We start from the raw sequence: 23,470 nt of genomic DNA on the forward strand, positions 1-23,470 counted from the left end.
CAGCGCGACAGCGCCCAGGATGTAGGCGCGATTAATCCACTGCCGCCGCTGGGCGAGGCGGCCTTCGTCTGCAGGCTCGAGTTGGGGCGAATGCGGATCGATCCGCCGAGTCTAGCGTTTCCTCCGGCAAAGAGGATGAGAATTTCGCTGTGCCGCTCGGTAGCTACTAGCGGCGTCGACGGACCACGAGTCCGAGCCCACCCGCGATCAGCAGTCCCGCGCTGCCCGGTTCCGGGATCGGGACGAAAGTGACGTTGGTGTTGCTGATCGTGAACTGGTCGGCCTTGAGACTGCTGCCCGCGAGGAAGCCCACGCGATTGTAGGCGAGGGTAAGCGGCGTCGTGTCCACGAAACTCCCGCTCAGGGTATAGCCGGTGGTCGAGGTGCGGTTGAGGGCGTAGGCGATGTTGACCGCGTTTCCAGCTTGAAGCGTCAGCGTGAGAGTGAAGTTGTAAGTGCCGTCGGCGATGGAGGGACTGCCGGTCGCCAGCGTCGTCGCGAGCTGCGTCTCGCCCGTCGTGGAAGTGTAGAGTGCCGTATTGCCGCTGCTGCGCTCGAAAAAAGAGCCGGTGTGAGTGCCGTCCGACTCCGAGGCGCTGTAGCCCAGCCAACCCGTAGCGGTGGAACTGCCGTTCGTGTTGTACAACCCGAAGCTGAGATCGCCGCCGGCGTTGCCGTTGTTAACCCCGGCCAGCGTGAATGTGCCGGTCATCTGGATCATGTCTCCGATCGCCGCGAGGGTGGCATTGCCCGAAAGAGAACCGGAAATCGAAACACCGGATGCGCTATCCTTCGCCCCCGTTCCGACAACTACTGTCGACGTGTTTGTGCCGGAGATGGCCTGACTGCCGGCGTCTTCTGTCCAAGACGTGATGAGCGTCGCCTCGGTAATACTCGGTATGAAAACCGCCAGTAACGTTAACCATCGTGCCGCTGACCCTATAAAGGTGTTTACACTCATGTCGACTGGGGTATACGTGTCGACTAGTGGCGACGCAAGGCAATTTACGTGAAAATACCCTTATCTGTCTTTGAAATGCCTCAATTTCGCGCGTTAAATGCCCGGTTTGGAGCCACTTGAAGTTCCGTATCGCCGAAGCGGTATTTTCTCTGATAAAGCGGCAGGGATGATCGTGCCTGACAGCTATTGCTGGACAAACCCGTACATGAACGGGTGGATCCACCATTTTTACGGCCTCCATTTTCGGAATCTCTACGAAAAGAAAATCTTCACGGAGTTCGAGTTTTATGAACTGCTGATGACCCGCAAGGAGCGTCCGGAGATCATGCTGAAGTGGTGCTTCGATTCGGATCGCGCAGGCATGGTCTATCTCTGCCGCGAACACGGCATCAATGTCGCCTTCAGCGAGGACGGGTTTTTCCCGCACTACTCGACCATGCACGTGGATCCGCTGGGCTTCTGCTGGGAGTCGTCGCTCTCGCGAATGGTGTTTCGTGGGGCGTCGGACAAGCAGCGGGCGCGGGCGCAGGCCGCGCGCAAGGCCTGGCTGCAAAAGCCGGGCAAGGAATTGCCGGCGTCGGTGAAGAAGCCATTCGTTTTCTGGCCGCTGCAGTTGCTGCACGACCAAGTGAACCAATGGGACCTCCGGGTGAAGAACTGGTGCGACCTGCTGCGGCACTTCCGCTCGGTCCTGCCCGACGAATTCCAGCTCGTGCTAAAAAAACATCCGCTGACCGATACGCCCGACATGGCCGGCCTCGAGGAATTGATACCGACCCTGCCCAATACCGTGCTGCTGCCGAAGGAGGTGGACCTCACCACGCTGCTGCGCGAGTCGCGCGCCGTGGCGGGCGTGAATTCCAGCGTGCTCTATGAAGCGCGGCTCATGCATCACAAGCCGACGTATGCCTACGGGCGGAGCTGGTTCACCGGGCACAGCGATTTGATCGTGCCCGTGCTGCGCCACGACCGGCGGCCACTGCCGCGCCTCGATTGGCTGGCGGATCCCACGCTAATGCGCAACGCGTGGCTCGACGATTACACGGATTGGTTTCTCGCACAGTTACTCGCGCGGCAGTTCGATCACAAGCTCGGGGAAAAACAGCCGGCGGAATTCAAGAAAAAGGTCTGGCACTTGAGCTGGCAGTCGTATTGCCAGCACGGCGAGGCGATCTTCGATTGAGGTGTTGCGCACGTAGCGGCGAACGCCGGAGGGACGCGCTCCTGCGCGTTCCCCATTTCCAGTTCAGGAAGAAGGAGGGGTGGGAGCGCGCAGGAGCGCATCCCTCCGGGGCAGCCGCAGCGCCCGCGCGAAGGGGTGCACGAGCTGCCCGACAAAATCCTGCGGAAATTCCTCGGGGATGCCAAAGTTCTCCGGCACACGATCCTTGGGCATGTAGAAGGTGCCGAAGAGCAGATCCCAGAAGACGAAAAGGCCGGCGAAGTTTTTGTCCCACGCTTCACGATCCCTCGAGTGATGCCAGCGGTGGAACCGCGGGGTGGCGATGACATAACGCAGCGGGCCGAAGTCCCAGCTCACGTTGGCGTGCAGAAAGATGGCGTAGAGGGTGAAGAAACCGGCCGCGGAAAATGCGGCGATGGGCTTGAAACCGAGCAGGAGGAACGGTGTGACCTGGCAAACTTTCGAAACGAAATCATTCACCGGATGGACGCGCACGCTGCTCAGCCAGTCGAGATCCTCGGAGCTGTGGTGTACGGCGTGAAACGGCCACCAGCGTCCGCGATGAAAGAGCCGGTGCGACCAATAGCCGAAGAAATCGAAGAGCACGTAAATCTCGATGATTTCCGCCCAAAGCGGCTGCCGCGAGAGCGGGCCGAACCCGTGATACGCGCCGCTTTTCAGCCCGTCGGCGCTGGTGATCCCGAGCCCGATCAGGATCAACGCAGGAAGAATAAACGCGCCGCGAGTGATCACCTTGGTGACCAGTGGAGTGAAGAACCAAAAGCAGATGTCGGTGAACCAGCCCCGGCGCAGGATCGGGCGCTGGCGATTGCGCGCGATGACGCGTTCGATGATGAAGAAGAAGACCGAAAGAACCGCGAGTCCAAGTGTGATGCGGAGAATTTGAGCGTCGGGTTTCATGGGGAGGTTTATTTGCCTATCAGACGCGACTTGTGGCCGGCGGTTACATTCTCCTATTACCTGCAGCGTTGCACGGAAAAGGCCACTGCTCGAAAGCGGGTCGACCGGCGCGACTTTTTTATTTTCCTTTTTTATGATGCGTTCGTTCCTCCTGCAGTGGGTGTGCGGTCTCGCTTTGATCGCGAATGGCGGTTTGGCCGCCGAGAATTTCGATGTCGTGGTCTATGGCGCGACGCCGGCCGGTGTTTGCGCGGCGACGGCCGCGGGGCGCGCTGGGGCGAAGGTCGCCCTGGTCGAGCCGCTGCCGGTGGTCGGTGGGATGATGTCGAGCGGTCTCAGCTTTAGCGATTCGAACCAATGCGATCGCCGCACCCTCGGTGGCTTGTTCGAGGAGTTTCATCTGCGCGTGGAAGCGGACTATCGGAAGCGCGGGGTGACACTGCCCTATGAGGTCGCGGTGAAGGACAATCGCCCATGGACCTACGAACCGCATGTGGCCGAGCAGGTCTTCCACGATCTGTTGCGCGAAGCCGGCGTGCAGATTTTCACCGGTCAGCAACTCGTTTCGGCGGTGAAAGAAGGCCCGCGCATTCGTGAGATCAAGACGGACCATGGGGAATTCGCGGGGCGTGAGTTTGTCGACGCCAGCTACGAGGGCGATCTGCTCGCCGCGGCGAAGGTTTCATTCGTGGTCGGACGCGAGAGCAAACAGCAGTACGGCGAGACGCTGGCCGGCCAGCAATACAAGAAACCGCGCATGGCCTTCTCGCCACGCGATGCCGCGGGAAAGCTACTGCCGCTCATGACCGCGGAGAGTGCCGGGCCGGATGAAGGCGACGCGCACATCATGACCTACAGCTGGCGGATCACGATGACCAAAGTCCCCGGCAACAGTGTGCCGCAAGTGCAGCCGCCGAATTATGATCCGGCGCGCTTCGAACTGGCGCGCCGCCTTCTGCAAAGTGGCAAGGACCCGCGCATGGTGGCCGTGGATATTTACCCGATTCCCGGCGACAAAGTGGACGTGAACAACGGCATCGGGAGACAGATCTCCATGGGGCTCATCGGCGCGGCGGATGCCTGGCCCAATGCGAGCCCGGCTGAGCGTGCGAAAATCTGGCAGCGGCACAAGGACTACGCGCTCGAGTTTCTGTGGTTTCTCGGCCACGACCCGGCGGTGCCGGAGGCAATCCGCGCGGACATTTCCAGCTACGGATTCGCCAGGGATGAAAACGCCACGCCGGACCATTGGCCACCGGTGATCTATATCCGCGAAGCGCGGCGGATGCTCGGGGAATTCGTGATGACCCAGGCGGATATCCGGAAGGAGATCACCAAACCTGATTCCATCGGCATCGGCTCATTTCCAGTCGATTCGCACGACTGCCAGCGCGTGCCGACGGAGGACGGCGGATGGGTGAATGAAGGCACGATTTTCCCGGTGCACATGGCCGGCACGAAATACGGGCAGCCGTATCAGTTGCCGTATCGCGCCATTCTCCCGAAGCGCGCGGAGTGCGACAATCTCCTCGTGCCTGTCTGCCTTTCCGCATCGCATGTCGCACTGGGCAGTGTGCGCGTGGAGCCGACCTGGATGGTGCTGGGACAAAGCGCGGGCGTGGCCGCGGCCTTCGCGGCGAAGAAGGATGTGCCGGTGCAGGACTTGCCCGTGCCGGAACTGGAAGAGCGTTTGCGCGTAGTCCATCAGGTGCTCGACTTGCGCCCGGAACATCTCGCCGCCGTGCAGTAGAGGATTTAGGAACGGTTCTCGGAATTCGTTTCCGCATCACGGGAAGCGCTGGAGGGCCGAGGAGGTGGAGGGGAATCGCGGCGGCCGGTAATGGGCGAGTCACCGCGCCGTCGGTGCTGAGAGAACACGCTGACTAAACCATACTGTAGCCTCGGCTGGATTAAACGCAGAGGCCGCAGCGCGGCGAAGCCGCAACCAAAGAAATTTTTAAAACGCACAGGTCGCAGAGACGCAGAGAAACGGAGGGATGCGCTCCTGCGCGTTCCCCAGTTTTGGTGGACGGGAAATTTCCGCAGGCTGCGTACACTTTTCAGGTTAGCACTGCGGAGAACGCAGAGGGCCGCAGAGAATGACAGTCGCGAGTGGACGAGTTATTGTCCCGTGACCTTCACGTGGAAATATTTTGGCGGGACGCCGTTGACGAGTGGCGGGAAGGGGACGGTGACGGCTTGGAGCGTACCGTCGGTGGCGACGATTGTCGGTGTGTCGGTGCTGGGGATCCAGATGGAGAGATCGGCACTGAACTCGACGGTGTAGGTGAGGCCGACGCCGGTGGCATCGACCCGACGGCCGAAGAGGGCGTATTTATCGAGACCACCGGAGCCGTTCGGCACGGTGAGCAAGACTGGCGTGCCGTAGCCGTTGATGGCATTGCCGTTGACCTGGATCGGGCCAAGCGGGGCGGAGCCGAAGCCAGTGAGGAAGGCCCACTTCAGAATGTTCTTGAGACCGTCGCCGTTGAAGTCGCCCAAGGGATCGAGCGCGTTATCGGGAAGGCCGGCGCCGGAGGCCCAATCCTGCAGCAAGGACCGACGGGTGACGGTTACGGTGTAGGTCTGGCTGGTCTGGCCATCCGCGGCCGTCACGATCACCGGGATCGAGGTGACACCGGGTGCGAGAGTGATCGAATTGCTCGCGTTTCCAGAGGTCGTCGCCACGCCATTGACCGTCACGGTAGCAGTGGAGTCGAAGGTCGTGGGGGTAAGGGTGATCGCGGCCGTCGCGTTCGAAACACTATCGATATAGGCGTAGGTGGCCGAATCGAACGAGGGCGAAAGGGTGCCGGCGCTGGGTTGCAAATTGCTGAGGGTGGTACTCGCAGGCAAGGTGGTGAAGTTGAGCGGACTGCCTTTTACGTTGCTCAAAAGATTGGAGGTGCCGCCGAAGACGAAGAAGGTATAAGTGGTGCCAGGTTGAAGACCAGAGATGTTGGCACTGACGGGAGCACTCGTGTTGCTGGTGACGAACGCGGGCGTGGCCGCGACCATGATGGTGCTGGGCGGAGGAAAAATCGCGCCGCCGGTAAAAGGAGTATAACCAAATGAGGCGGGCATCGGCCCCCCTTGGGGGTTGAGGAGCCCGTTCAAGGTGGCGGACGTGGCGGTGATATTGGTCGCGACCTGAGTGGTCGCCGTGGCGGCAATCGTCACAATCGGGCCGATGCCCGTATTATTGGCCGGGCTCGGATCATAAACCGTGGAAGAGATGGTCGCGGTGTTGCTGATCGTGGCATGTCCTGCCAAGGTTGAAGTGAGTTGGAGCGTGGCGGTGGCGCTGCCTCCGCTGGGAATATCGCCTACTGTCCAGACGATAGAGGATCCCTCTTGCGCGCAACTTCCCTGGGAGGTGGTGGCCCCCACATAATTGAGGACAACGCCGGGCAATTTGTAGAGTGCCGTTGCGGCAGTTGCGGTGGTTGGGCCGTTATTTGTCGCCGTGAGGGTGACGTAAACCGAACTCCCGTAACCGATTTGCGCGGGTGACACCGACTGTGAGATCGCAAGGTCGGCGGTCGGCTGGGATGCGGGATAGTAGCTGTGGACCGCGCCGCCGTCGTTGGAGAGGTACAAGACGTTGTTGGCCAAGGATGCCTGGCCGCCGAGCGGGATGGTTTGTCTCAGCGCGTAAGTGGCACGATCGAAGATATAGGTGTGTGAACTGGAAGAAACGATGACCGTATCGATGGTGACGAGCGGTTGACCGTAGAGCCCTACATCGTCACCGGTGGCATAGGTGCCGAGGAGCGCACCGGTCGTGGCGCTGTAGGCCTGCACGCCCGGTCTGGCGATGATGTAGACGATGCCATCGGCTACCGCGGGCGTTCCCCAGAATTGGCCGGCCACACTCCACGGGGAGCTCTGGGCAGTGAGGTTGACGGCGTAAAGATTGGTCGGGCTGGCTACGAAGGCGAACCCTCCGTCGATGGCCGGCACCGTGTTCAGCGTGGCATTCGGATTCAGGTTGCCGAGGCTGACCGACCAGAGAATGTTGCCGGTTACCGGATCATGAGCGCGAAAGCTATTGCTGATCCAGGTGTAGAGCAGGCCGTTGTAATAGGCGGGAGTCCATTCGGTGCCATTGTCCAGCGATTCGTTGAGGAACCGCTGGTTGCCGTTGGCGGTATCGAATCCGTAAAGGCCACCAAAATTGCCGCCGGGCGTCCAAACGCCATCATCGACCACCACCGGCGCGTAATAGGGACTTCCTCCGGGCGCTTCGATGGGCGCGGTCCAGATCGCATTGCCCGTCGCCGCGTCGAGACATTGCAACGTCGGTGTATTGGTGGAAGCCGACGCCCAGGTGTTTTCCACGTAGACTCTGCCACCGGCGAGAGTAGGCGGAGTGAATGCCGATAGCCTTCCAGAATTCGTTTGCCGCCAAAGCTCGATGCCGGTGTTCGCGTCGAGGGCGCTGATGCAGTTCGTGTTGGTCGCGCTGCTGATCGAGGTGACCAGCATGATCCCGTTTTCGATCGATACGGGATTCAGATTGGTAACGTTGCTATAAGACACGCTCCATCCGGCTTGATAGAGGGCGCTGCCGAGGGTGACGGGTTGATAGCCGGTGTGCGCCGGACCGTTGCCGAAGGTCGGCCAGTCGCGGTAGGTTGCGGGAGAATCTGCATGCGCGCTGATGGCGAAAAGACCGACCAGGCAAAGCGCGAGGCGGGCGGCGGTAGAGGTGAGGCGACGATTTATTTCATACCGGCGGGCCAGCCGGTTTCCAGATGATACCATAACTGAAGGACGATCTTACTGCCCCGTGACCTTGATGTGAAAGTATTTTGGTGGGACGCCGTTGACGAGCGGTGGGAAGGGAACCGTGACCGCCTGGAGTGTGCCGTCGGTGGCGACGACGGTGGGCGTATCGGTGCTGGGGACCCACGTGGAAAGATCGGCACTGAACTCGACGGTGTAGGTGAGGCCGACGCCGCCGGCATCGACGCGGCGGCCGAAGAGCGCGTATTTATCGAGACCGCCGGAGCCGTTCGGCACGGTGAGCAGGACTGGCGTGCCGTAGCTGTTGAGGGCATTGCCATTGACCTGGATCGGGCCGAGTGGGGCGGAGCCGAAGTCAGTGAGGAAAGCCCACTTCAAAATGTTTTTGAGACCGTCGCCGTTGAAGTCGCCCAAGGGATCGAGCGCGTTATCCGGGAGGCCGGCGCCGGAGGCCCAATCCTGGAGCGGCGTGCGGCGGGTGACGACGACGGTGTAGGTGGCGGTCGATCCATCCTGGCCGGTTTCGACAATGGTGAAGGTATTCGGACCGACGTTGAGTGGGATGGGGTTGCTGCTCCCGCCGCCGCCCAGGATGACGATGAGATTGAAGATCCCTTGATGAATGGGGTGGCCATCGACCGTGGCGGAGCCGCCGTTGGGGTAGGTCACATCCACCACCAGCGAGGTGGTGGCAGAGGAGACGCTGGCAGTGTAGCTGGTAATGTTACTGGAGAAAGCGGGGGGAGAGTGTACCGGGTGGTGAGGGAAGAGACTGGACAGCTGCGCGAGGGGGCGTCCCGGTGGTGAAAGTCATGCCGGCTCCGAAGCCGGTGCCAGCGGCGCTCTCGGCGCGGGCGCGGTAGTAATAGGTGGTGTTCGGCAGGAGGTTTCGGAGCGAGGCGCTGAAACTGGTGCTGCCCCGCGAACCGAAGAGGATGCCGGGGATGTTCGAGCCGTAGGAGGTATCCAAGCCGTAGTCGAATGAAATGGTGGTGGGGAGGCCGTGGCCATCGTAAATGCCGTTCACTCCCGCGGCGACACCGCCGGCGAAAGCGGGCCCCGTGGTGGCCGTGGGCGCCACGGGGTTCGAGACGGCCGTGGCGCGATTATTGTCGCTGTTGGCGTCGTAGACGTCGGAACTGACGCTCGCCGTGTTGACGACGTTGATCGTGCCGTCCGAGGTGGCGGTGATGGTGATGGTGGCGGGTGGCGCCCACGGGCAGGGTCGCCCACCGCGCAGGCGACATTGTTGACCGAAGCCGAGCACGTGCCCTGCGTGCTCGTGGCGGAGACGTAGGTGAGCGCCGAGGGAAGTGGATCGCGAACGACGACCGAGGTGGCGGTGGCGGGGCCGGCATTCGTGACCGTGAGGGTGATGGTGACCGGCGAGCCATTCGGCGCGGAGGCGGGCGCGATGGTTTGCGTGATCGCGGTATCGGCGAGGACGGTGCCCGGCGGATAGTAACTGCGCACCACGCCATCGCCCCCGGCGACGAAGAGGATGTGATTGGCGAGGCTGACACCGCCGCCATTGGGCAGCGTTTGCTGAAGCGCCTGCGTGGCGAGATTGAAAAGAAAAGTCTGCGTGGGAGAGGAAACGATCAGCGTGTCGTTGGTCACCAGCGGCTGGCCGGCGAGAGTCGAATCCGGCGTGGAGTAAGTGGCGACCAGCGCGCCGGTCTGCGCATTGTAGGCGAGGACGTCGCTGTTGCTGATGGCATAGACGATATTCGACCCGGCCGCCGGAGTGCCGGTGAAAGTGCCGCCGACCCGCCAGCTCTCTTTCTGGCGCAAAAGATCGATGGCAAACAAAGCGTGCGAGCCGACGACAAAGGCCTGCCCACCGCTGATGGCGGGAGCACGATCGGACTCCATCAAGTTGGGAATCGGGCCGTCGAGCGGAAGCGTCCAGAGCCGAACGCCGGTGACGGCATCGCTGGCCGAAAAGATATCGCTGGCCCAGCTGTAGGTGACGCCGTCGCGGTAGGAGGGAGTCCATTGATCTCCCGTGGGACTGGGATCGTAGAAACGCTGGCTGCCGTCGCTGATGTTGATGCCGTAGAGGCCGGCGGTGCCGCCGGCCATCCAGAGGCCATCCTGAACGACGACCGGCGCCATGGGCTCGGTGCCGAAGGGGTCGAGGGGGACGGACCAATCGGTGACGCCGGATGCGGCATCGAAACGCCAAAGGAAACCGTAGGGAATGAAACCGAGTCCGATCTGCTCGATGTAGACCTTGCCCGCATCGACCGTGGGCGCGGAGATTTCGCCCTGCAAGGCAACCTGCCAGCGGACGACGCCGGTGGAAGCGTCGGCCGCGCTGACATTGCCCGTACCGACGGCACTCGCGTAAAGGACACCATCGGTAATGGCGACGGGGTTGAGGGAATCGACCCCGTCGATGACGAGAACGTTCCCCAGCGATTGGCTACCCAGCGTGCTGGTCCATCCGGCTTGATACAGCGCACCGCCGGTGGCGACCGGTTGATAGCCGGAGTGCGCGGGGCCATTGCCCCAAGTGGGCCAGCCGGTGGTGGCATCGCGACCGTTGTCGAGCACGTTGAGCGACACCGTGCCATCGGTCCAACCGGCGACGTGGGCGGTGATGTTCGAGGGCTGCGTGCCGTTGGGGATGCCATCGTCCTCGGCATAGACATCGAAGGTGATGCTCGACTGGCCGGCGGGGATGATGATGAAGGGCGGAAGAGAGAGGTCGGGATTGGTGGACGAGAGGGCAATGCGGACGTCGGAATCGGGAGCCTGGGTGAGGCTGATGGTGACCTGATACTTGCCGCCCTTGGTCACCACGGCAGCGCCGCTGAGCGCGAGCGTGTCGGACTCGTTGTCGTTGACGGTAATAGTGGTGCGGCCCTCGACGAAGAGGAAGTTGGGACCCTTCGCTGAGACCGTGATCGTCTCAGAACCGTTGACCAGCGCGTCGTCAACGGCCAGCACGGGGAAGGTGGCGCTGAGCTGATTGGCTGGGATGGTGACAGTGGGCGGCAAAAGCAGGCGGGCCGGATCGCTCGGAGCGAGCGTGATGACGGTGTCCGTGAAGGACGTGCCGGAAATGCTGACGGTGCCGATGCCGCCCGCATCTCCCTCGGTGACCGATGCCGGCAGTGAAATGGCGACCGTGGTCATGCCGTCGGGGCGGTAGGTTTGCAACGTCGGCGTGTTGACGCCGGCGATGTAGAGGATGCCATTGGCCAGGCTGAGGTAACCGCCGTAGGGCAGAGTCTGGTCGAGGGTGAAAGTCTGGAGATTGAAGATGTAGGTCTTCGTAAGCGAACTGACGATCTACGAGTCGTAGGTCACGATCGGTTGGTCGATCCAGATGGTGTCGCCAGTGGAGTAGATACCGACCGGCGCGCCGGTTTGCGCATCGTAGGCGAGGACATCACCGCCGCTGATGCCGTAGACCACGCCGTGAGCGACGGCAGGTGTGCCTTGGAAATTGGCGCTGGCGCTCCAGGCGACGGCGTGGGTGGTGAGATCGACGGCGAAGAGTGAGGGACTGGAGACACCGAAGGCGTGGCCATTGGCGAGGGCGGGAGTGCGGCTGACCTGCGGCCCGCCGGGAGTGACCGCCGTGGACCAGAGCACGACGCCGGTGGCAGGATCGAGGGCATTGAGGACACTCTGATCCCACGTGTAGAGCGTGCCGTTGTACCAGGCAGGAAGCCAGTCGCCGTTGTCGGCGTTGACGCTGTTGGAGAAAAGAGGCTGGCCTTGGGCAGCGTCGAAACCGGCCTGACCGATCTCTTCTCCGGCATCCAGCCAGAGCTGCCCGTTGATGGCAGTGACGGGCGTCACGGGACGGAAATTAGTGGCGGTGTAGGTGCTGTTCCAAAGAGGCTGGCCGGTCGTGGCGTCGAAGCTGTAGAGCAGGCCAAAGGGTTGAGTGGTGAGATTGGTCGCCGTGGTCTGGATGAAAACACGGCCGGCATCGACGGTCGGGGCGCTGGGGGAATTGACGTTGCTCAATGACTGCCGCCAGAGTTCCAGGCCGGTATCCGCGTCGAGCCCGGAGAGGAAGGCGGTGGTGGCATAGAGGAAGGAGGGGGCCACGTGGACGACACCGCCGGCGACGGTGATCTGCTGAAGGGAGGCTGCGGAATCGTAGGTGACGGACCAGCCGGGGACATACTGGCGATGGCTGGTGAGGATGGCCTGATAGCCGGTGTGGCCGGCACCGTTGCCGAACGAAGTCCAATCGGTGTAGGAGGGATCGGTGACGGTGATCGAGCCGGTGCCATCGGTCCAATTGTCGACGTGGGCGGTGATGGGCGCGATTTCGAAACCAATGAACTGGCCTGCTTCGTTGGCCGCGAGATCGAAAGTCCCGGTGGTGTGTCCCGCGGCGATGGTGACGGTCGCAGGGACAGAAACGGCGTCGGTATTCGAGGCCAGGTGGACGACGATATCGCTGTCCGGCGGCGCGCTGAGGAAGACGCTACCGTGGACGGTGCCGCCCTGCGTGACACCAAAGGGCAGGAAGACCGAGAGCGTGGCCTGCTCGTTATCGTTGACTTGGATGTTGCCGCTTGCGGTGGCGAAACCGGCCGCGGCGGCGTTGACGCTGACCGTTTGCGGGCCGTCGAGCAGGGCATTGTCGATGACGGTGACGTCGAAGGTCGCGGAGAGTTGGCCGGCGGGAATCGTGACTTGGGCGGGGACGGTGATCTTCGAGAGATTGCCGGAGGTGAGATTGATGACGGTGTCCCTCGGCTGGGCGTCGGTAAGTGTGACCTGGCCGGCGGCGGGGAGAGTGCCCGCGCCTTCGACCGTGGTGGCGGGCGGCGAGACGCCAATCACCGATGGGACGATCGAGTCGTCATCGACGATCACGATATTGCTGAAGCCGCAGATGAAGGCGAGGCGATGGCCGCCGCAGCGGATGACGCGATCGGCCTGTTCGGTGGCCGCGGGAATCGGCGTGGTCGCGATGATCGCGTAGGTGGTGGCGTCGAGCGCGACGAGGTTGGTGGTGTAATCACCATTCGTGTTGGTTTGCTGGAGGACGTAGATGCGGTTGCGGGCGAGATCTGGGCAGACGTGGCCGGTGACCGGAAGGGTTGCGACGACGGTGCGGGTTTTCGGGTCGACGACCTGGCCGTCGTTTCCATAAACCAGCGTGCCATCGGAAATCAGGGAACCGTTGTCGAGCAGGTTGGGAGTGAAGTCCAGCAAGGCGATGCCGTTGGCGTTGATCGCAAAGCGGTCGAAGCTGGATGAGGCGCCATTGCTGGGCGTGCCATAGAGCATGTCGGCCGAGGAGCCGAAGGCGAGGGACTCGAAATTATAATCGTAGGCCGTCGCCGGCCGTGGGACGCCGTCGTCCAGCACAGCGATGGAGAAAGTATTGTAGCCGGAGACGACGATGGAGTGCGGATGACCGGGGAGGACGGAGAGATCGAAAGCGTCGCCACCGGCGATGTCGAATTGCGCGTCGACGGTTTGCGTGGCGAGGTCGATGCGGGCGACGCTGCCGAGTTCCACTCCGAGATAAAGGAACTGGCCGTCGTCGGAAATGGCGAGGGCACCGCATCGGACGCCGCTGACGTTGATGGGGGCGCCGAGTTGGAAGGTGGCGGGATCGAGCGGGATGACGCAGGGCTGGAAATTGGTGTCGGCGGTGCCGTCGGTGCTGAAGTAGATTTTGCCGGTGATGGCGTCGTAGGCGATGTCGCTGGGCGGGGAAACGGTGAGCGAGGTGATGGTCGACGCGGCGTGGGTGAGGCCAGTGAGGATGAGGAAGAGAGCCAGCCACGCGCGGCTGAGCAGTCGGCGTGAGGGCAGACGGAATGGAGAGACGAGCCTGGAGGGAAAATACATAACGAGCAGCGGTAACCGGGAATGCGAACTTCCACGGAGATAAAACCCTTTTCCGCTCCGGTGCGCAACGCCGGAATGCCAGGAGGTCTGTTAAGACCGCGTGACGATAAGTGATCTTAACTAATGATGTAAATTCCTGCTTTCCAGTAATTTACGCTAATGGATCAGAGAGAGGCGATCGGCCTCCTTTTCCAAGCCCATCCGGAGCTTAGTTCTCGATGCGATAGAGGGTCGTCTTGGTGCGCAGATAGAGCGCTTTGCCCGAGACGGCGGGCGAGGCCATGAAGCCATCGGGGAATTCATTCGTCGCCAGGACCTTGAACTGGCGGCCGGCGTCGAAGACGTAGAATTTGCCCTCTTCATTGCCCGCGTACATGTGGCCGTCGGCATAGATGGGCGAGGCGCTGAAATTGCCGCCGAGGCGCTCATTCCAAATCACGTCGCCGGTCTTCGCATCGAGGCAGGCAGCGATGCCGCCGTCATTCACGGTAAAGAGTAGGCCATTGACGAGCGTCACGCTGGGTTTGTTCGGCGCCTTTTTGTTCATGCGCCAGGCGAGGTCATTGGCGGAAAGCACGCCGTGGCCGCCGAGTTTGATGGCGAGCAGGCCCGCCTTGCCGAAGCCCGCGGGAATGTAGACCAGCCCATCGCCGACTACCGGGCGGGTGGCAGCGCTGTGGGCGTCGGGTTCGTCGAAGCGCCAGATCTCCTTGCCGTTGCGCGGATCGTAGGCGTAGTGCGCTTTCGCGCCGCTGCTGAGGAGGATTGGCTGGCCACCCTGCATGTAGACGTGGCAGGTGGCGAAGGCCTTGCGGTAGTCCCCTTCGTTTTTCACGGTCCCATCGGGGGCGAGATCGCCGTAGTCGGTGGAACGCTTCGTTTCCCACACGGTCTTGCCGGTCATCTTGTCGAGCGCGACGATGAACTGATGGTCGCTGCCGTCGAAATTCATGATGAGCAGGTTCTGCCAGAGGATCGGCGAGGAGCCGGCGCCGCGGTAGTGGTTGCAGACGAAATCGGTGCGCTGCCAGAGCACCTTGCCGGTCTTGGTGTCGATACAGGCGGTGCCCGGCGAGCCGAATGTGACGTAGACGCGGCCTTCCTCGATGGCCGGCGTGGGCGAGGCGTAGCTGTTGAACTTGTGGCAGAACTGCGGGGTGGCGATGTGAAAGAGGGTGTCGTCGCGCAGGATTTTGCCGGAGTCCTTGTCGACGAGGACCACGCCGAGCTCGGTGCCTTCTTCATTCGCGGTGGTGAGCCAGATCTGCGAACCCCAGATGACCGGCGAGGACCAGGCCTTGCCATGGATGGGCGTCTTCCACTTCACGTGATCGCTGTCGCCGAAGGTGACCGGCAACCCGGTGGCATCACTATGACCGTCGCCCGTGGGGCCGCGAAAGGTGGGCCAGTTCTCGGCGGCCAAAAGCGAGGTGCTGAGAAGGGCGAGGGCAAGGAGGGGACGGAAGAACATGGCTACCTGATAACCGCGGACGGGCCAGGATTCTAGGCCGAATCGATGCCAGTCTCGGAGGGATGCGCTCCTGCGCGTTTCCCAATTTTCGTGGATGAGACGTGGCGAAGGAGTGGGAACGCGTCCCTCCGGCTTTATCGACGCCGAACTTCCACCGGGCCTATCGTCGCACCGCTGTAACCGTTCCGATACGGCACACCGCCCCTCATGCGTCCGGGAATGATGGTGGAAAAACCAGGCACGACAAAGCCACCCACCGGATAGCCGTCATAGGTGAATCCTGGGCTGTCCACGGTCACCTCGAGACCGGTCTGGTTGGTTGGCCGATACGTTTCCGGCGTGGAGGCGTTCGCGTTCGCCTGATTCTGAGCGGCCAGGGCCCTGGCACGAGCGAGGGCTTGTTGCGCGGCCAGCTCCGCGGCTTCACGGCGTTGGCGCTCCGCTTCGAATTTCTGCTTCCAGCCTTCCGCGTAGGTTTCCACGTTGTAGCCAAAGTCCTTTTGATCCGCCTCGCTCATGTTTTTGAAATCGAGGAACGTCACGCCATCGTCGTGCATGATCTGGATGCCCGTCGCGTCCTTGGAGCGGACTTCGATGTTTTTGAAAACGTCGCCGCTCAGGGTCTTGATATCACGCGCACCGGCACTTCCACCGAAGACAAGAGTGGCGACGAGCAAAGAGAGAAATGCCCGTTGCATAATAAACAACGATACAACATCCGGGGTCCCGCGCGAGGGGATTTATGATCCTACTTCACCGCCGTCGGCGCTTCTTTTTTCAACAACGCACCTTCGCGCAACGCATACAGATCCGTCATCGTCGCCACGAAAAGCGTGCCATTCGCCACCGTCGCTGTGGCGCTGATACCTTTCTTGAAATCGACCATCGCGAGCACCTTCTTTTCCTTGCTCGCGGCGAAGATCCAGAAGTCGCCCTTGCGCGTGCCGATGTAGACCTTGCCATCGGCGACCAGTGGAGACGCCCAGAAATCGCCGCGCGTTTCCTGCGACCAGTATTCTTTTCCCGTCTCCGCATCGATGCAGTGCACCTTGCGCATGGTGTCGGCGATGAAGACGAGTCCATCGGAGATGGCCGGGGTGGACATGACGTGGCGGTCGAGCGGCGCCGACCAGACTTCCGCCGTGCCGCTGACGTCGCCGGTGCGCGTGGCGTCGATGCACTTGAGCCACGCGTCGTTCTTGCCCCACCACACGTCGCCACCGCCGGCGACGTAGATGCGGTTTTGATAGAAGACAGGCATGCCGTAGATGTCGCTCGGGCCGATTTGGCGATTGCTCGTGAAGCGGTGCACGTCTTCTTTCGGCGCGGTGGGATCGGGGTCGAAGGACCACACTTTTTTCAGCTTGAGCACCTCGCCCGTGGCGGGACTTTTCTTAATCGGCTCAAACGCGCGGATGATGCCATCGCCACCGGCGAAGAAGATGAGCGGCTGGCCATTGACCACGCCGTAGGAAGGCGAGGACCACGTGGCGTGAAAGATATTCGGGCCGATATGCTCGTCGTCGCGCGCCACGTAGCGGCCGGTCTTTTTGTCCAGCACGATGAGGCTCGGTGCGTCAGGCGCGCGCATGCCGCGGTGCGTGTTGTCCACGCCGGTGCCGGTGTTGAGGTAAAGGTAATCGCCGAGGATGAGGATGGAACTGTGCGCGCCATCGTGCGGCCAGGTGCCGGCGCTGGCCGGCATGTCGAAGAGCCAGATGATATCCGCATCCGTGGGACCGGGCGACGGAATGGCGGTGCCGGGCGGAACTGGGTCGGGCTGGAAGGTGGGCGGCAGCGCGCGGCGCGGCAGCATGTGCAGACCTTCGTCCTGATAAGGGCCGTCGTTGCCATTGGCCATGCCGTTGACATCGAGGCACAGGACTTCGCCACGGTTGTCGACGAAGTAGGCGCGGTCACCTTCCACGGTCACCGGCGAGGCCATGCCGGTCTTCGGCCAGTCGAAGTATTGATCCTCGGTGCGTTTCGGCACGGCGAGTTGCCAGAGGAAATGGCCGTCCTTTTCATCGAGGCACAGGAGAATGCCGAAGTCGCCGATCTCCTTCGGGTCACGTGGGTTTTCGTTATTGGTGCCGATGAAGACGCGGCCGCCGGCGACGACCGGGGTGCTGTGGGTCTGCGTACCGAGTGGGGCGATCCATTGGATGTTCTTGCCGGTTTCCAGGTCGAATGACCCAGGCAGGCCGCGCTCGGCGGAAACCATGTTGCGCGACCAGGCCTGGCCCCATTGCGGTTGATCCGCGGCGGTGAGGGGAAGAGTGAGGAGAGCGAGGGCGCCGGAGGCCAGCGCGAGGGGGAACTTCATTGGAAAAAATGGGTGCAGCGGGGCCATCCATGCATCGATGCGGGCTCAATCGAACCATTCGTCCTCGGGATCGAAGACCGGGAGGACGATATTCAGCACCTTGAGCTTGCCGACGGCGCGATGGCGGCAGCCGGGATGAATCTTCACCGTGGTCAGCGGCTTGAGCGGGATGCGTTCGCCGTCGAGTTCGAGATAGCCTTCGCCTTCGAGCACCACATAAGTCTCGGTGAGCGTCTTGTGATAATGCGTGCGCGCATCCTCGAGGATCTCCACGAGGTGCACGCTGGCTTTCGATTCCGCGGGATCGGCGAAAGCGCGGCGGCTCCAGCCGCACGGGCAACGCGTGGGATCGAGCGTATCGAGTTGAGCGACTTCGTAGCGAGCGGTGGAGGTCATGGTGAGGAAGGACTTACTATGACTATGAATCACCGTCGGGCACAACTCTTGGCGAGATTCTCGCGGTGGGTGGGCGTTGTCTTCCGGGACAAATCAGTCGCCGTGCTCAACGCAAAATCGTAACTCCTCCTGCGCATGAATGAGCTGAAGATTCGCATCATCACCACCGGCGGCACGATCGATAAGATCTACTTCGACGCGACCAGCACCTACGAGGTCGGTGCGCCGCAGGTGGTGCCGGTGCTGACCGAGGCGAACGTGAGCTTTGAATATGTGGTGGAGCAGGCCTGCCAGAAAGACAGTCTGGAACTGACCGATGCGGATCGTGCGGATATTCGCCGACGCGTGCTGGCGGCGCCCGAGCGCCATATTCTCATCACGCACGGCACGGATACGATGACGGAAACCGCGAAGTGCCTGGCGGATATTACCGACAAGGTGATCGTTTTCACCGGTGCAATGGCTCCGGCGCGTTTTCGTTCCAGCGATGCGCCGTTCAATTTCGGCTGCGCCATTGCGGCCGTGCAACTCGCCGCACCGGGTGTTTACATCGCGATGAATGGGCGGATCTTTCCCGGCACCGCGGTGCGTAAGAATCGGGAGAAGGGGAGATTCGAGGCGATCGAATGATCGTGATCAGCGCGCGCTACCGGGCTGGGTCAATTGCTCGAGTGCGTCGTGAACCGCGACGTCATGATAGACGAGCAACCCACCATCCGGTTGGATGAAGCGGCGGTTGCCGGGCGGGAACAGGCGTTCGATTTGATCGCGGGTGCTCACGCCTTGCACGAGCGAGGCGAGGCTGCGCGCAGTTTGCGGATCGGGCTTCACCTGCACGATGTAGGCGGGCGGAGCAGCGAGTCGGCCGGCGCGGTTGAAACGAAAAGCGATGACGTCGTTGCCGTAGCCGCGGTGCAAGGGATCCGCTGTGTCTGAGACGGGGGCCTGATCATAGCCGAGCTTTTTCTGCAAGGGCGAGCCCGGTTCGATGATGTAGTAGCCGCGGTGCGAACCGAGAGACACAAAGTGCGAGGTATCGGGCTGCGTGGCGCAAGCGGCGAGGAAACCGGCCAGGACGAGGGCGGGGAGAAACGAGAGCGTCTTCATCTATCTACGATGATACGCGAAGACGTGGGAATTTAGGAAAAGGATTCCGCGAAATTACGGCCACGTCGAACCGGGCACGACGCCGACTAGAGGATGCGCGCCGCCCGAAGCGGGCGCGTTCGGCGGGAGCGTCGTATCGGGAGACATCAAAGCATCGATGCGCCGGGAACTTCCGGTGGCATCGGTGTCGCCGTGAATGCGTGGGAGAGAGGCCGTGGACGAAAGAGCGGGGGTGTTGCGCAGGTCGTTCGTCGAATTGCCGTGAGTCGTCGAGTCGGAAATCGCGCCCGCGTGATCGCGGCGGGAATGACGCGAGGAGATGTCCTGCGTGCTGGCACAAGCTGCGAGCAAACACGTCGTGGCGACCGCGAGGTGGGTGGAGCGGAATCTCACTCCCCAAACTAGCTGCGGGGCATCAGCCACGCAAATGGCGGATGGAAGGGCAAAAAATGTGGGCGCTGCCGAAGCAGCGCCCACGGAGTTTTCTGAGACGGCGCGGTGCGTCGTCCCGGTCAGCAGAGGTGAAGTTAATTCTTCTTCGCGACCGGATTGAGCAGTTGCCCGTTCGAATCGAGCGATGAGCGTTCGACGACGGCGATGCGCGCCGGGCTCTTTTTGTTTTTGCGGATGAACCGCAGCAGACGATGCGGCGGCAGGTCGGCGTCCTGGGCGACCGATTCGACGATGATTGCTTCGATGCTCGCGCCCTCCAGGCCCATCCACGGATGGGAATACACGCCGTTGAGATTGGCCCGGCGGCAGGCCGCTTCGCCCGCCTGGTCGAACGTAAGGACGTAACCGCGGTGCTTGGCGATGGCGACCAGGGCATCGTAGGCGGAGACATCGTGGCAGGTGAGCCGGAAGTGACCGGGAGCTCCGTCCCCTGCGGAGAACTCCAGGCCGGCCTTCGAGCTTGCGGGCTCGGTGTGTTTGGTGGCGGTTTTAGCCAACGCAACGGCAGGAATGGAGAAGGCGCCAATCACTGCACAGAGGGTGGCCGCGACGGGGAGCTTAGTTGTTCTCATAATTATGAAAAACAGCGTTTTTTATTCCCCTGTTTCGCTGTTCGCCTCAGACGCCTTAAGACATTGGTGCGTGTTCTTCTCTGGTGAAAGTGCGTGTCAATACGTGCTAAAATTTTTTCCTAAATAGAGGCGATGTGTCCTGTTTTTGGGCACCATCAAGTGGACAGAAGACTGCGAGAAGAGGGGTACGGGAGCGGATAGCTGAACCGGGATTGCTGTGAAAGCGCTGCCGGGGGGAGCTCCGGGGAGCGCGCCCCTCTCGGGTGCTGGTTTCGGCGTCTCGCCGAAACGAACTTTCCGAGCGTGGCAGGAACGACGGAGGAGAAGTTTCGAAAGTTCGCGAAGGTGGGGACACTTTCGCCAGCACCCGGGACGGGCGCGCTCCCCAGAGCACCGCTGCGCGACCATTCTCCCATGGCAAAAGCGAAACGACGCGAACGGGAGACCCATTCGCGTCGTTTGAGTGACCGGCTGACCTTCCTGGCGCTTTACGTCGCGCTTTCCGGCTCGCCTTCGGCTTTCTCTTCGTCCTCGTTGCTAACCACCGGGGCGATGCCCTGCAGAATTTCGTTTTCGCGCAGGTCGATGAGTTTCACACCTTGGGCATTGCGGCCGGTTTCGCGGATTTCCGCCACGCGAGTGCGGACCATCTTGCCCTTGTTGGTGATGAGCATGAGTTCGTCCGTCTCGACCACGGTCAGGGCGCCGGCCACGCTGCCGGTCTTGTCAGTCGTTTTCATCGTGATGATGCCCTTGCCGCCGCGCGATTGGATCCGATACTCGTCGAAGCCGGTGCGTTTGCCGATGCCGTTTTCACCGGCCACGAGAAGCATGGCCTCTTTGTTGACCAGGGCGGCGGCGACGACGTAATCCTTGGTATCCGGGCGGATGCCCCAGACGCCGACGGTGTTGCGACCTTGATCGCGAAGCTCTCCTTCATTGAAGCGGATGCTCATGCCTTCGTGGGTGATGAGCACGATTTCATCGAGGCCAGTCGTCAGCTTGCAATCGATGAGGCGATCGCCCGTCTCGATCTGGATGGCGATGATACCGCCTTTGCGGATGTTCTTGAACTCGTTGAGGTTCGACTTTTTCACGATACCACTGCGCGTGGCGAAGACGATGTGCAGCTTATCGCTCCACGTTTCTTCCTCGGTTTTCTGGCCCTGGATGCGAATGGTCGCGGCGATCTTCTCGTCCTGGCGAAGCTCGAGGACATTGGCGATACTGCGGCCTTTCGACGTGCGCGTGCCTTCGGGAATCTCGAAGACGCGCTCCACGTAGCAGCGGCCTTCGACGGTGAAGAACATGAGATAATCGTGCGTGGTGGCGGTGAAGAGATGCTCGACGAAGTCGCTGTCCTCCTCGGTCTCACCTTCGCGCGCGGTCATGCCGATCACGCCCTTACCGCCGCGGCGCTGGGCGCGATAGGCGGAAACGGCGGTGCGCTTGATGAAGCCATTGTGGGTGAGGGTGACGATCACGCCTTCGTTGGCGATGAGATCTTCGATGGCGATCTCCCCTTGCTCGGGCACGATCTCGGTGCGGCGCTCGCTGCCATACTTATCCTGAATGGCGCGGAGTTCGTCCTTGATGATGGTGAGCACGCGATGCTCCTTGGCGAGGATGTCCATGAGGTCCCTGATGACCACAAGGAGCTTGTCGTACTCGTCCTTGATACTCTCGCGTTCGAGACCGGTGAGCTGATAAAGGCGCAGATCGAGGATGTGACCGACCTGTTTCTCGGTGAATTTGTATTGGCCATCGACGACGCGCGCTTCGGAGCGAATGAGGACGCCGAGTTGCTCGACGGCCGCGCGAGCCCAGGAGAGGGCCATGAGTTTGGCCTTGGCGTCGTCGCGGTCGCGCGAATCGCGGATGATCCTGATGAAGTCATCGAGATTCGCGAGGGCGATGAGAAAGCCCTCCAACTTCTCCGCTTCGACCTCGGCGGCATTGAGCAGGAAGCGCGTGCGGCGCAAGATGATCTCGCGGCGGTGCTCGATGTAGCAGGCGATCGCGTCCTTCAGACCGAGCAGGCGCGGGCGGCCGTGATCGATGGCCAGCATGTTCACGCTGAAAGAAGACTCCAGCGCGGTATGCTTGAAGAGATTGTTGAGGATGACCTTTGGGTTGCCATCGCGTTTCAGGTCGATGACCACGCGGGTGTTTTCATCCGATTCATCGCGCACGTCGCTGATCCCGGTGAGCACCTTTTCATTCGCCAGCTCGGCAATGCGCTTCACCAGTTCGGCGCGATTCACGTTGTAGGGAATCTCGGTCACGATGATCTGCTCGCGTCCGCCCTTGGCCTCTTCGAAACTGGCCCTGCCGCGCACGCGCACCGAGCCTCGTCCCGTCTCGAAATACGAGCGGATGCCGGCGGATCCCTGGAGGATGCAGCCCGTCGGGAAATCCGGCCCCTTCACGTATTGCATCAGCTCATCGAGCGTAATGTTGGGATTGTCGATCTGCGCGCAGATGCCGTTGATGCATTCGCTGAGATTGTGCGGCGGGATATTCGTCGCCATGCCGACGGCGATGCCGGTGCCGCCATTGACGAGGAGATTCGGAAACGCCGCGGGGAGCACGACGGGCTCCATGAGACGCTCGTCGTAGGTCGGGACGAAATCGACGGTCTCCTTGTCCATGTCGTCCATGAGCGAGGCGCCGAGCCAGCGCAAGCGGGCCTCCGTGTAACGCATGGACGCCGGTGGGTCGCCTTCGACGGAGCCGAAGTTGCCCTGGCCATCGACGAGCATGTCGCGCATGGCCCACGGTTGCGCCATGTGGACGAGGGTGGGGTAGATCGCCTGGTCGCCGTGCGGGTGATAGTTACCCATGGTGTCGCCGACGATCTTCGCGCACTTGATGTGCTTGCGATTGGGCAACACGCCGAGGTCATTCATCGTGACGAGGATGCGGCGTTGGGAAGGCTTGAGCCCATCGCGCGCATCCGGCAGCGCACGGCTGATGATGACGGACATCGAGTAGTCGAGAAACGACTTCGACATCTCCTCGGCGACGTTCATCGGCTGGACTTTTTCGTTGGGGTTCTGGTTGGGCATGAGAAAACGGAAATTCGGGGGTGTTTAATTCACGACTGGGATTTTGCGTCGTGCTTAATCTTCTGGCGTTTCGTTCACCGAAAATGGAGCGCAGCGATATCTGGCGATTTCTTCGTCCAACTCGGCAATGCGCCGGCGTGCCTCGGCAACTTCCTCAGTCAGCTCTTCTGCGGGCACGAACGCTGGCTTTCCATCGCGCCGCGTGACCACTGGGCGGCCATCGCGCTGATGTTCTTCGACGACCTTGATAAACGAGCGATTGAGGCCACGTTCCGTCAACAGTTCCATCGGAACGCCACGGGCGAGAGGAAAGGTTTCGGGCTTCATAACGTTATTTTAAGGAAGTCGAGGACCGCAAAATCGTATCGGAGAAAGTCACGTACGAAAGTCGTCTTTCCCGCACCATTCGGACCGGCAATGACGTA

Annotated in this window: 19 protein-coding genes; 3 read left to right on the forward strand and 16 right to left on the reverse strand. The window is 61.7% G+C overall.

Annotated features, from left to right (window positions below; translation table 11 throughout):
* Nucleotides 1–166 precede the first annotated feature (166 nt).
* Nucleotides 167–961 (reverse strand): PEP-CTERM sorting domain-containing protein, encoded by a 795-nt coding sequence (locus CFE428DRAFT_RS21105; RefSeq protein WP_006981681.1) that lies wholly within the window; start codon nucleotides 959–961, stop codon nucleotides 167–169.
* A gap of 166 nt (nucleotides 962–1,127) precedes the next feature.
* On the opposite strand from CFE428DRAFT_RS21105, the gene CFE428DRAFT_RS21110 reads away from it, so the two are divergent.
* A complete protein-coding gene (locus CFE428DRAFT_RS21110; protein ID WP_006981682.1) occupies nucleotides 1,128–2,144 on the forward strand; it encodes a capsular polysaccharide export protein, LipB/KpsS family in 1,017 nt (338 codons plus the stop codon).
* A gap of 63 nt (nucleotides 2,145–2,207) precedes the next feature.
* Here CFE428DRAFT_RS21110 and CFE428DRAFT_RS21115 read toward each other — a convergent pair whose 3' ends face one another.
* Nucleotides 2,208–3,065 (reverse strand): sterol desaturase family protein, encoded by an 858-nt coding sequence (locus CFE428DRAFT_RS21115; protein WP_006981683.1) that lies wholly within the window; start codon nucleotides 3,063–3,065, stop codon nucleotides 2,208–2,210.
* A gap of 133 nt (nucleotides 3,066–3,198) precedes the next feature.
* Between CFE428DRAFT_RS21115 and CFE428DRAFT_RS21120 the strand changes: the two genes are divergently transcribed.
* Complete coding sequence (locus CFE428DRAFT_RS21120; RefSeq protein WP_006981684.1) at nucleotides 3,199–4,815, forward strand: FAD-dependent oxidoreductase; 1,617 nt, start codon at nucleotides 3,199–3,201, stop codon at nucleotides 4,813–4,815.
* A gap of 371 nt (nucleotides 4,816–5,186) precedes the next feature.
* On the opposite strand, the gene CFE428DRAFT_RS21125 is transcribed toward CFE428DRAFT_RS21120, so the two are convergent.
* The 9 genes from CFE428DRAFT_RS21125 to CFE428DRAFT_RS21165 form a co-directional block, all read right to left on the reverse strand.
* The gene (locus tag CFE428DRAFT_RS21125) at nucleotides 5,187–7,832 is read right to left on the reverse strand and encodes an outer membrane protein assembly factor BamB family protein (protein ID WP_006981685.1); all 2,646 of its coding nucleotides are present in this window, start codon (nucleotides 7,830–7,832) and stop codon (nucleotides 5,187–5,189) included.
* 15 nt (nucleotides 7,833–7,847) lie between these two features.
* The gene (locus tag CFE428DRAFT_RS21130; protein ID WP_083805269.1) at nucleotides 7,848–8,594 is read right to left on the reverse strand and encodes a cadherin-like beta sandwich domain-containing protein; all 747 of its coding nucleotides are present in this window, start codon (nucleotides 8,592–8,594) and stop codon (nucleotides 7,848–7,850) included.
* Nucleotides 8,539–8,895: a fibronectin type III domain-containing protein gene (locus CFE428DRAFT_RS21135; RefSeq protein ID WP_006981687.1), complete on the reverse strand. Its 357-nt coding sequence runs from the start codon at nucleotides 8,893–8,895 to the stop codon at nucleotides 8,539–8,541. Before CFE428DRAFT_RS21135 ends, CFE428DRAFT_RS21130 begins: the two co-directional genes overlap by 56 nt.
* Nucleotides 8,838–10,982, reverse strand: coding sequence for an outer membrane protein assembly factor BamB family protein (locus CFE428DRAFT_RS21140; protein WP_042725453.1), 2,145 nt, complete (start codon nucleotides 10,980–10,982; stop codon nucleotides 8,838–8,840). The genes CFE428DRAFT_RS21135 and CFE428DRAFT_RS21140 overlap by 58 nt, the downstream gene beginning before the upstream one ends.
* 132 nt (nucleotides 10,983–11,114) lie before the next feature.
* A complete protein-coding gene (locus tag CFE428DRAFT_RS21145; protein ID WP_006981689.1) occupies nucleotides 11,115–13,652 on the reverse strand; it encodes a PQQ-binding-like beta-propeller repeat protein in 2,538 nt (845 codons plus the stop codon).
* A 208-nt stretch (nucleotides 13,653–13,860) separates the two neighbouring features.
* Nucleotides 13,861–15,123 carry a PQQ-like beta-propeller repeat protein gene (locus CFE428DRAFT_RS21150; protein ID WP_006981690.1) on the reverse strand — a complete coding sequence of 421 codons (1,263 nt, stop codon included), beginning with the start codon at nucleotides 15,121–15,123 and terminating at the stop codon, nucleotides 13,861–13,863.
* 134 nt (nucleotides 15,124–15,257) lie between these two features.
* Nucleotides 15,258–15,821 (reverse strand): hypothetical protein, encoded by a 564-nt coding sequence (locus CFE428DRAFT_RS21155; protein ID WP_006981691.1) that lies wholly within the window; start codon nucleotides 15,819–15,821, stop codon nucleotides 15,258–15,260.
* Between the two features lie 50 nt (nucleotides 15,822–15,871).
* Nucleotides 15,872–17,449 (reverse strand): outer membrane protein assembly factor BamB family protein, encoded by a 1,578-nt coding sequence (locus CFE428DRAFT_RS21160; RefSeq protein ID WP_006981692.1) that lies wholly within the window; start codon nucleotides 17,447–17,449, stop codon nucleotides 15,872–15,874.
* A 45-nt stretch (nucleotides 17,450–17,494) separates the two neighbouring features.
* Nucleotides 17,495–17,845, reverse strand: a complete 351-nt coding sequence (locus CFE428DRAFT_RS21165) for a cupin domain-containing protein (protein ID WP_006981693.1) — start codon at nucleotides 17,843–17,845, stop codon at nucleotides 17,495–17,497.
* 135 nt (nucleotides 17,846–17,980) lie between these two features.
* Between CFE428DRAFT_RS21165 and CFE428DRAFT_RS21170 the strand changes: the two genes are divergently transcribed.
* On the forward strand, nucleotides 17,981–18,475 hold the full coding sequence (locus CFE428DRAFT_RS21170) for an asparaginase domain-containing protein (RefSeq protein ID WP_006981694.1): 495 nt from the start codon (nucleotides 17,981–17,983) through the stop codon (nucleotides 18,473–18,475).
* A 6-nt stretch (nucleotides 18,476–18,481) separates the two neighbouring features.
* On the opposite strand, the gene CFE428DRAFT_RS21175 is transcribed toward CFE428DRAFT_RS21170, so the two are convergent.
* The 5 genes from CFE428DRAFT_RS21175 to CFE428DRAFT_RS21195 form a co-directional block, all read right to left on the reverse strand.
* Entirely contained in the window at nucleotides 18,482–18,952 is a 471-nt protein-coding gene (locus CFE428DRAFT_RS21175; RefSeq protein ID WP_006981695.1) for a hypothetical protein, read from the reverse strand.
* Nucleotides 18,953–19,006: 54 nt separating this feature from the next.
* Nucleotides 19,007–19,345 (reverse strand): hypothetical protein, encoded by a 339-nt coding sequence (locus tag CFE428DRAFT_RS21180; RefSeq protein WP_042725455.1) that lies wholly within the window; start codon nucleotides 19,343–19,345, stop codon nucleotides 19,007–19,009.
* A 134-nt stretch (nucleotides 19,346–19,479) separates the two neighbouring features.
* Nucleotides 19,480–19,977: a hypothetical protein gene (locus CFE428DRAFT_RS21185; RefSeq protein WP_006981696.1), complete on the reverse strand. Its 498-nt coding sequence runs from the start codon at nucleotides 19,975–19,977 to the stop codon at nucleotides 19,480–19,482.
* Nucleotides 19,978–20,465: 488 nt separating this feature from the next.
* Nucleotides 20,466–23,045, reverse strand: coding sequence for a DNA gyrase subunit A (gene gyrA, locus CFE428DRAFT_RS21190; protein WP_006981697.1), 2,580 nt, complete (start codon nucleotides 23,043–23,045; stop codon nucleotides 20,466–20,468).
* Nucleotides 23,046–23,099: 54 nt separating this feature from the next.
* The gene (locus CFE428DRAFT_RS21195; protein ID WP_006981698.1) at nucleotides 23,100–23,372 is read right to left on the reverse strand and encodes a hypothetical protein; all 273 of its coding nucleotides are present in this window, start codon (nucleotides 23,370–23,372) and stop codon (nucleotides 23,100–23,102) included.
* Nucleotides 23,373–23,470 lie beyond the last annotated feature (98 nt).

This window comes from Chthoniobacter flavus Ellin428 (assembly GCF_000173075.1).
GTDB lineage: Bacteria > Verrucomicrobiota > Verrucomicrobiia > Chthoniobacterales > Chthoniobacteraceae > Chthoniobacter > Chthoniobacter flavus.

What these genes read in the sequence shown, in the direction of transcription:
- CFE428DRAFT_RS21105 (WP_006981681.1), bottom strand. Translation starts at nt 961, where the DNA reads ATGAGTGTAAACACCTTTATAGGGTCAGCGGCACGATGGTTAACGTTA.
- CFE428DRAFT_RS21110 (WP_006981682.1), top strand. Translation starts at nt 1,128, where the DNA reads ATGATCGTGCCTGACAGCTATTGCTGGACAAACCCGTACATGAACGGG.
- CFE428DRAFT_RS21115 (WP_006981683.1), bottom strand. Translation starts at nt 3,065, where the DNA reads ATGAAACCCGACGCTCAAATTCTCCGCATCACACTTGGACTCGCGGTT.
- CFE428DRAFT_RS21120 (WP_006981684.1), top strand. Translation starts at nt 3,199, where the DNA reads ATGATGCGTTCGTTCCTCCTGCAGTGGGTGTGCGGTCTCGCTTTGATC.
- CFE428DRAFT_RS21125 (WP_006981685.1), bottom strand. Translation starts at nt 7,832, where the DNA reads ATGGTATCATCTGGAAACCGGCTGGCCCGCCGGTATGAAATAAATCGT.
- CFE428DRAFT_RS21145 (WP_006981689.1), bottom strand. Translation starts at nt 13,652, where the DNA reads ATGTATTTTCCCTCCAGGCTCGTCTCTCCATTCCGTCTGCCCTCACGC.
- CFE428DRAFT_RS21150 (WP_006981690.1), bottom strand. Translation starts at nt 15,123, where the DNA reads ATGTTCTTCCGTCCCCTCCTTGCCCTCGCCCTTCTCAGCACCTCGCTT.
- CFE428DRAFT_RS21155 (WP_006981691.1), bottom strand. Translation starts at nt 15,821, where the DNA reads ATGCAACGGGCATTTCTCTCTTTGCTCGTCGCCACTCTTGTCTTCGGT.
- CFE428DRAFT_RS21160 (WP_006981692.1), bottom strand. Translation starts at nt 17,449, where the DNA reads ATGAAGTTCCCCCTCGCGCTGGCCTCCGGCGCCCTCGCTCTCCTCACT.
- CFE428DRAFT_RS21165 (WP_006981693.1), bottom strand. Translation starts at nt 17,845, where the DNA reads ATGACCTCCACCGCTCGCTACGAAGTCGCTCAACTCGATACGCTCGAT.
- CFE428DRAFT_RS21170 (WP_006981694.1), top strand. Translation starts at nt 17,981, where the DNA reads ATGAATGAGCTGAAGATTCGCATCATCACCACCGGCGGCACGATCGAT.
- CFE428DRAFT_RS21175 (WP_006981695.1), bottom strand. Translation starts at nt 18,952, where the DNA reads ATGAAGACGCTCTCGTTTCTCCCCGCCCTCGTCCTGGCCGGTTTCCTC.
- CFE428DRAFT_RS21185 (WP_006981696.1), bottom strand. Translation starts at nt 19,977, where the DNA reads ATGAGAACAACTAAGCTCCCCGTCGCGGCCACCCTCTGTGCAGTGATT.
- gyrA (WP_006981697.1), bottom strand. Translation starts at nt 23,045, where the DNA reads ATGCCCAACCAGAACCCCAACGAAAAAGTCCAGCCGATGAACGTCGCC.
- CFE428DRAFT_RS21195 (WP_006981698.1), bottom strand. Translation starts at nt 23,372, where the DNA reads ATGAAGCCCGAAACCTTTCCTCTCGCCCGTGGCGTTCCGATGGAACTG.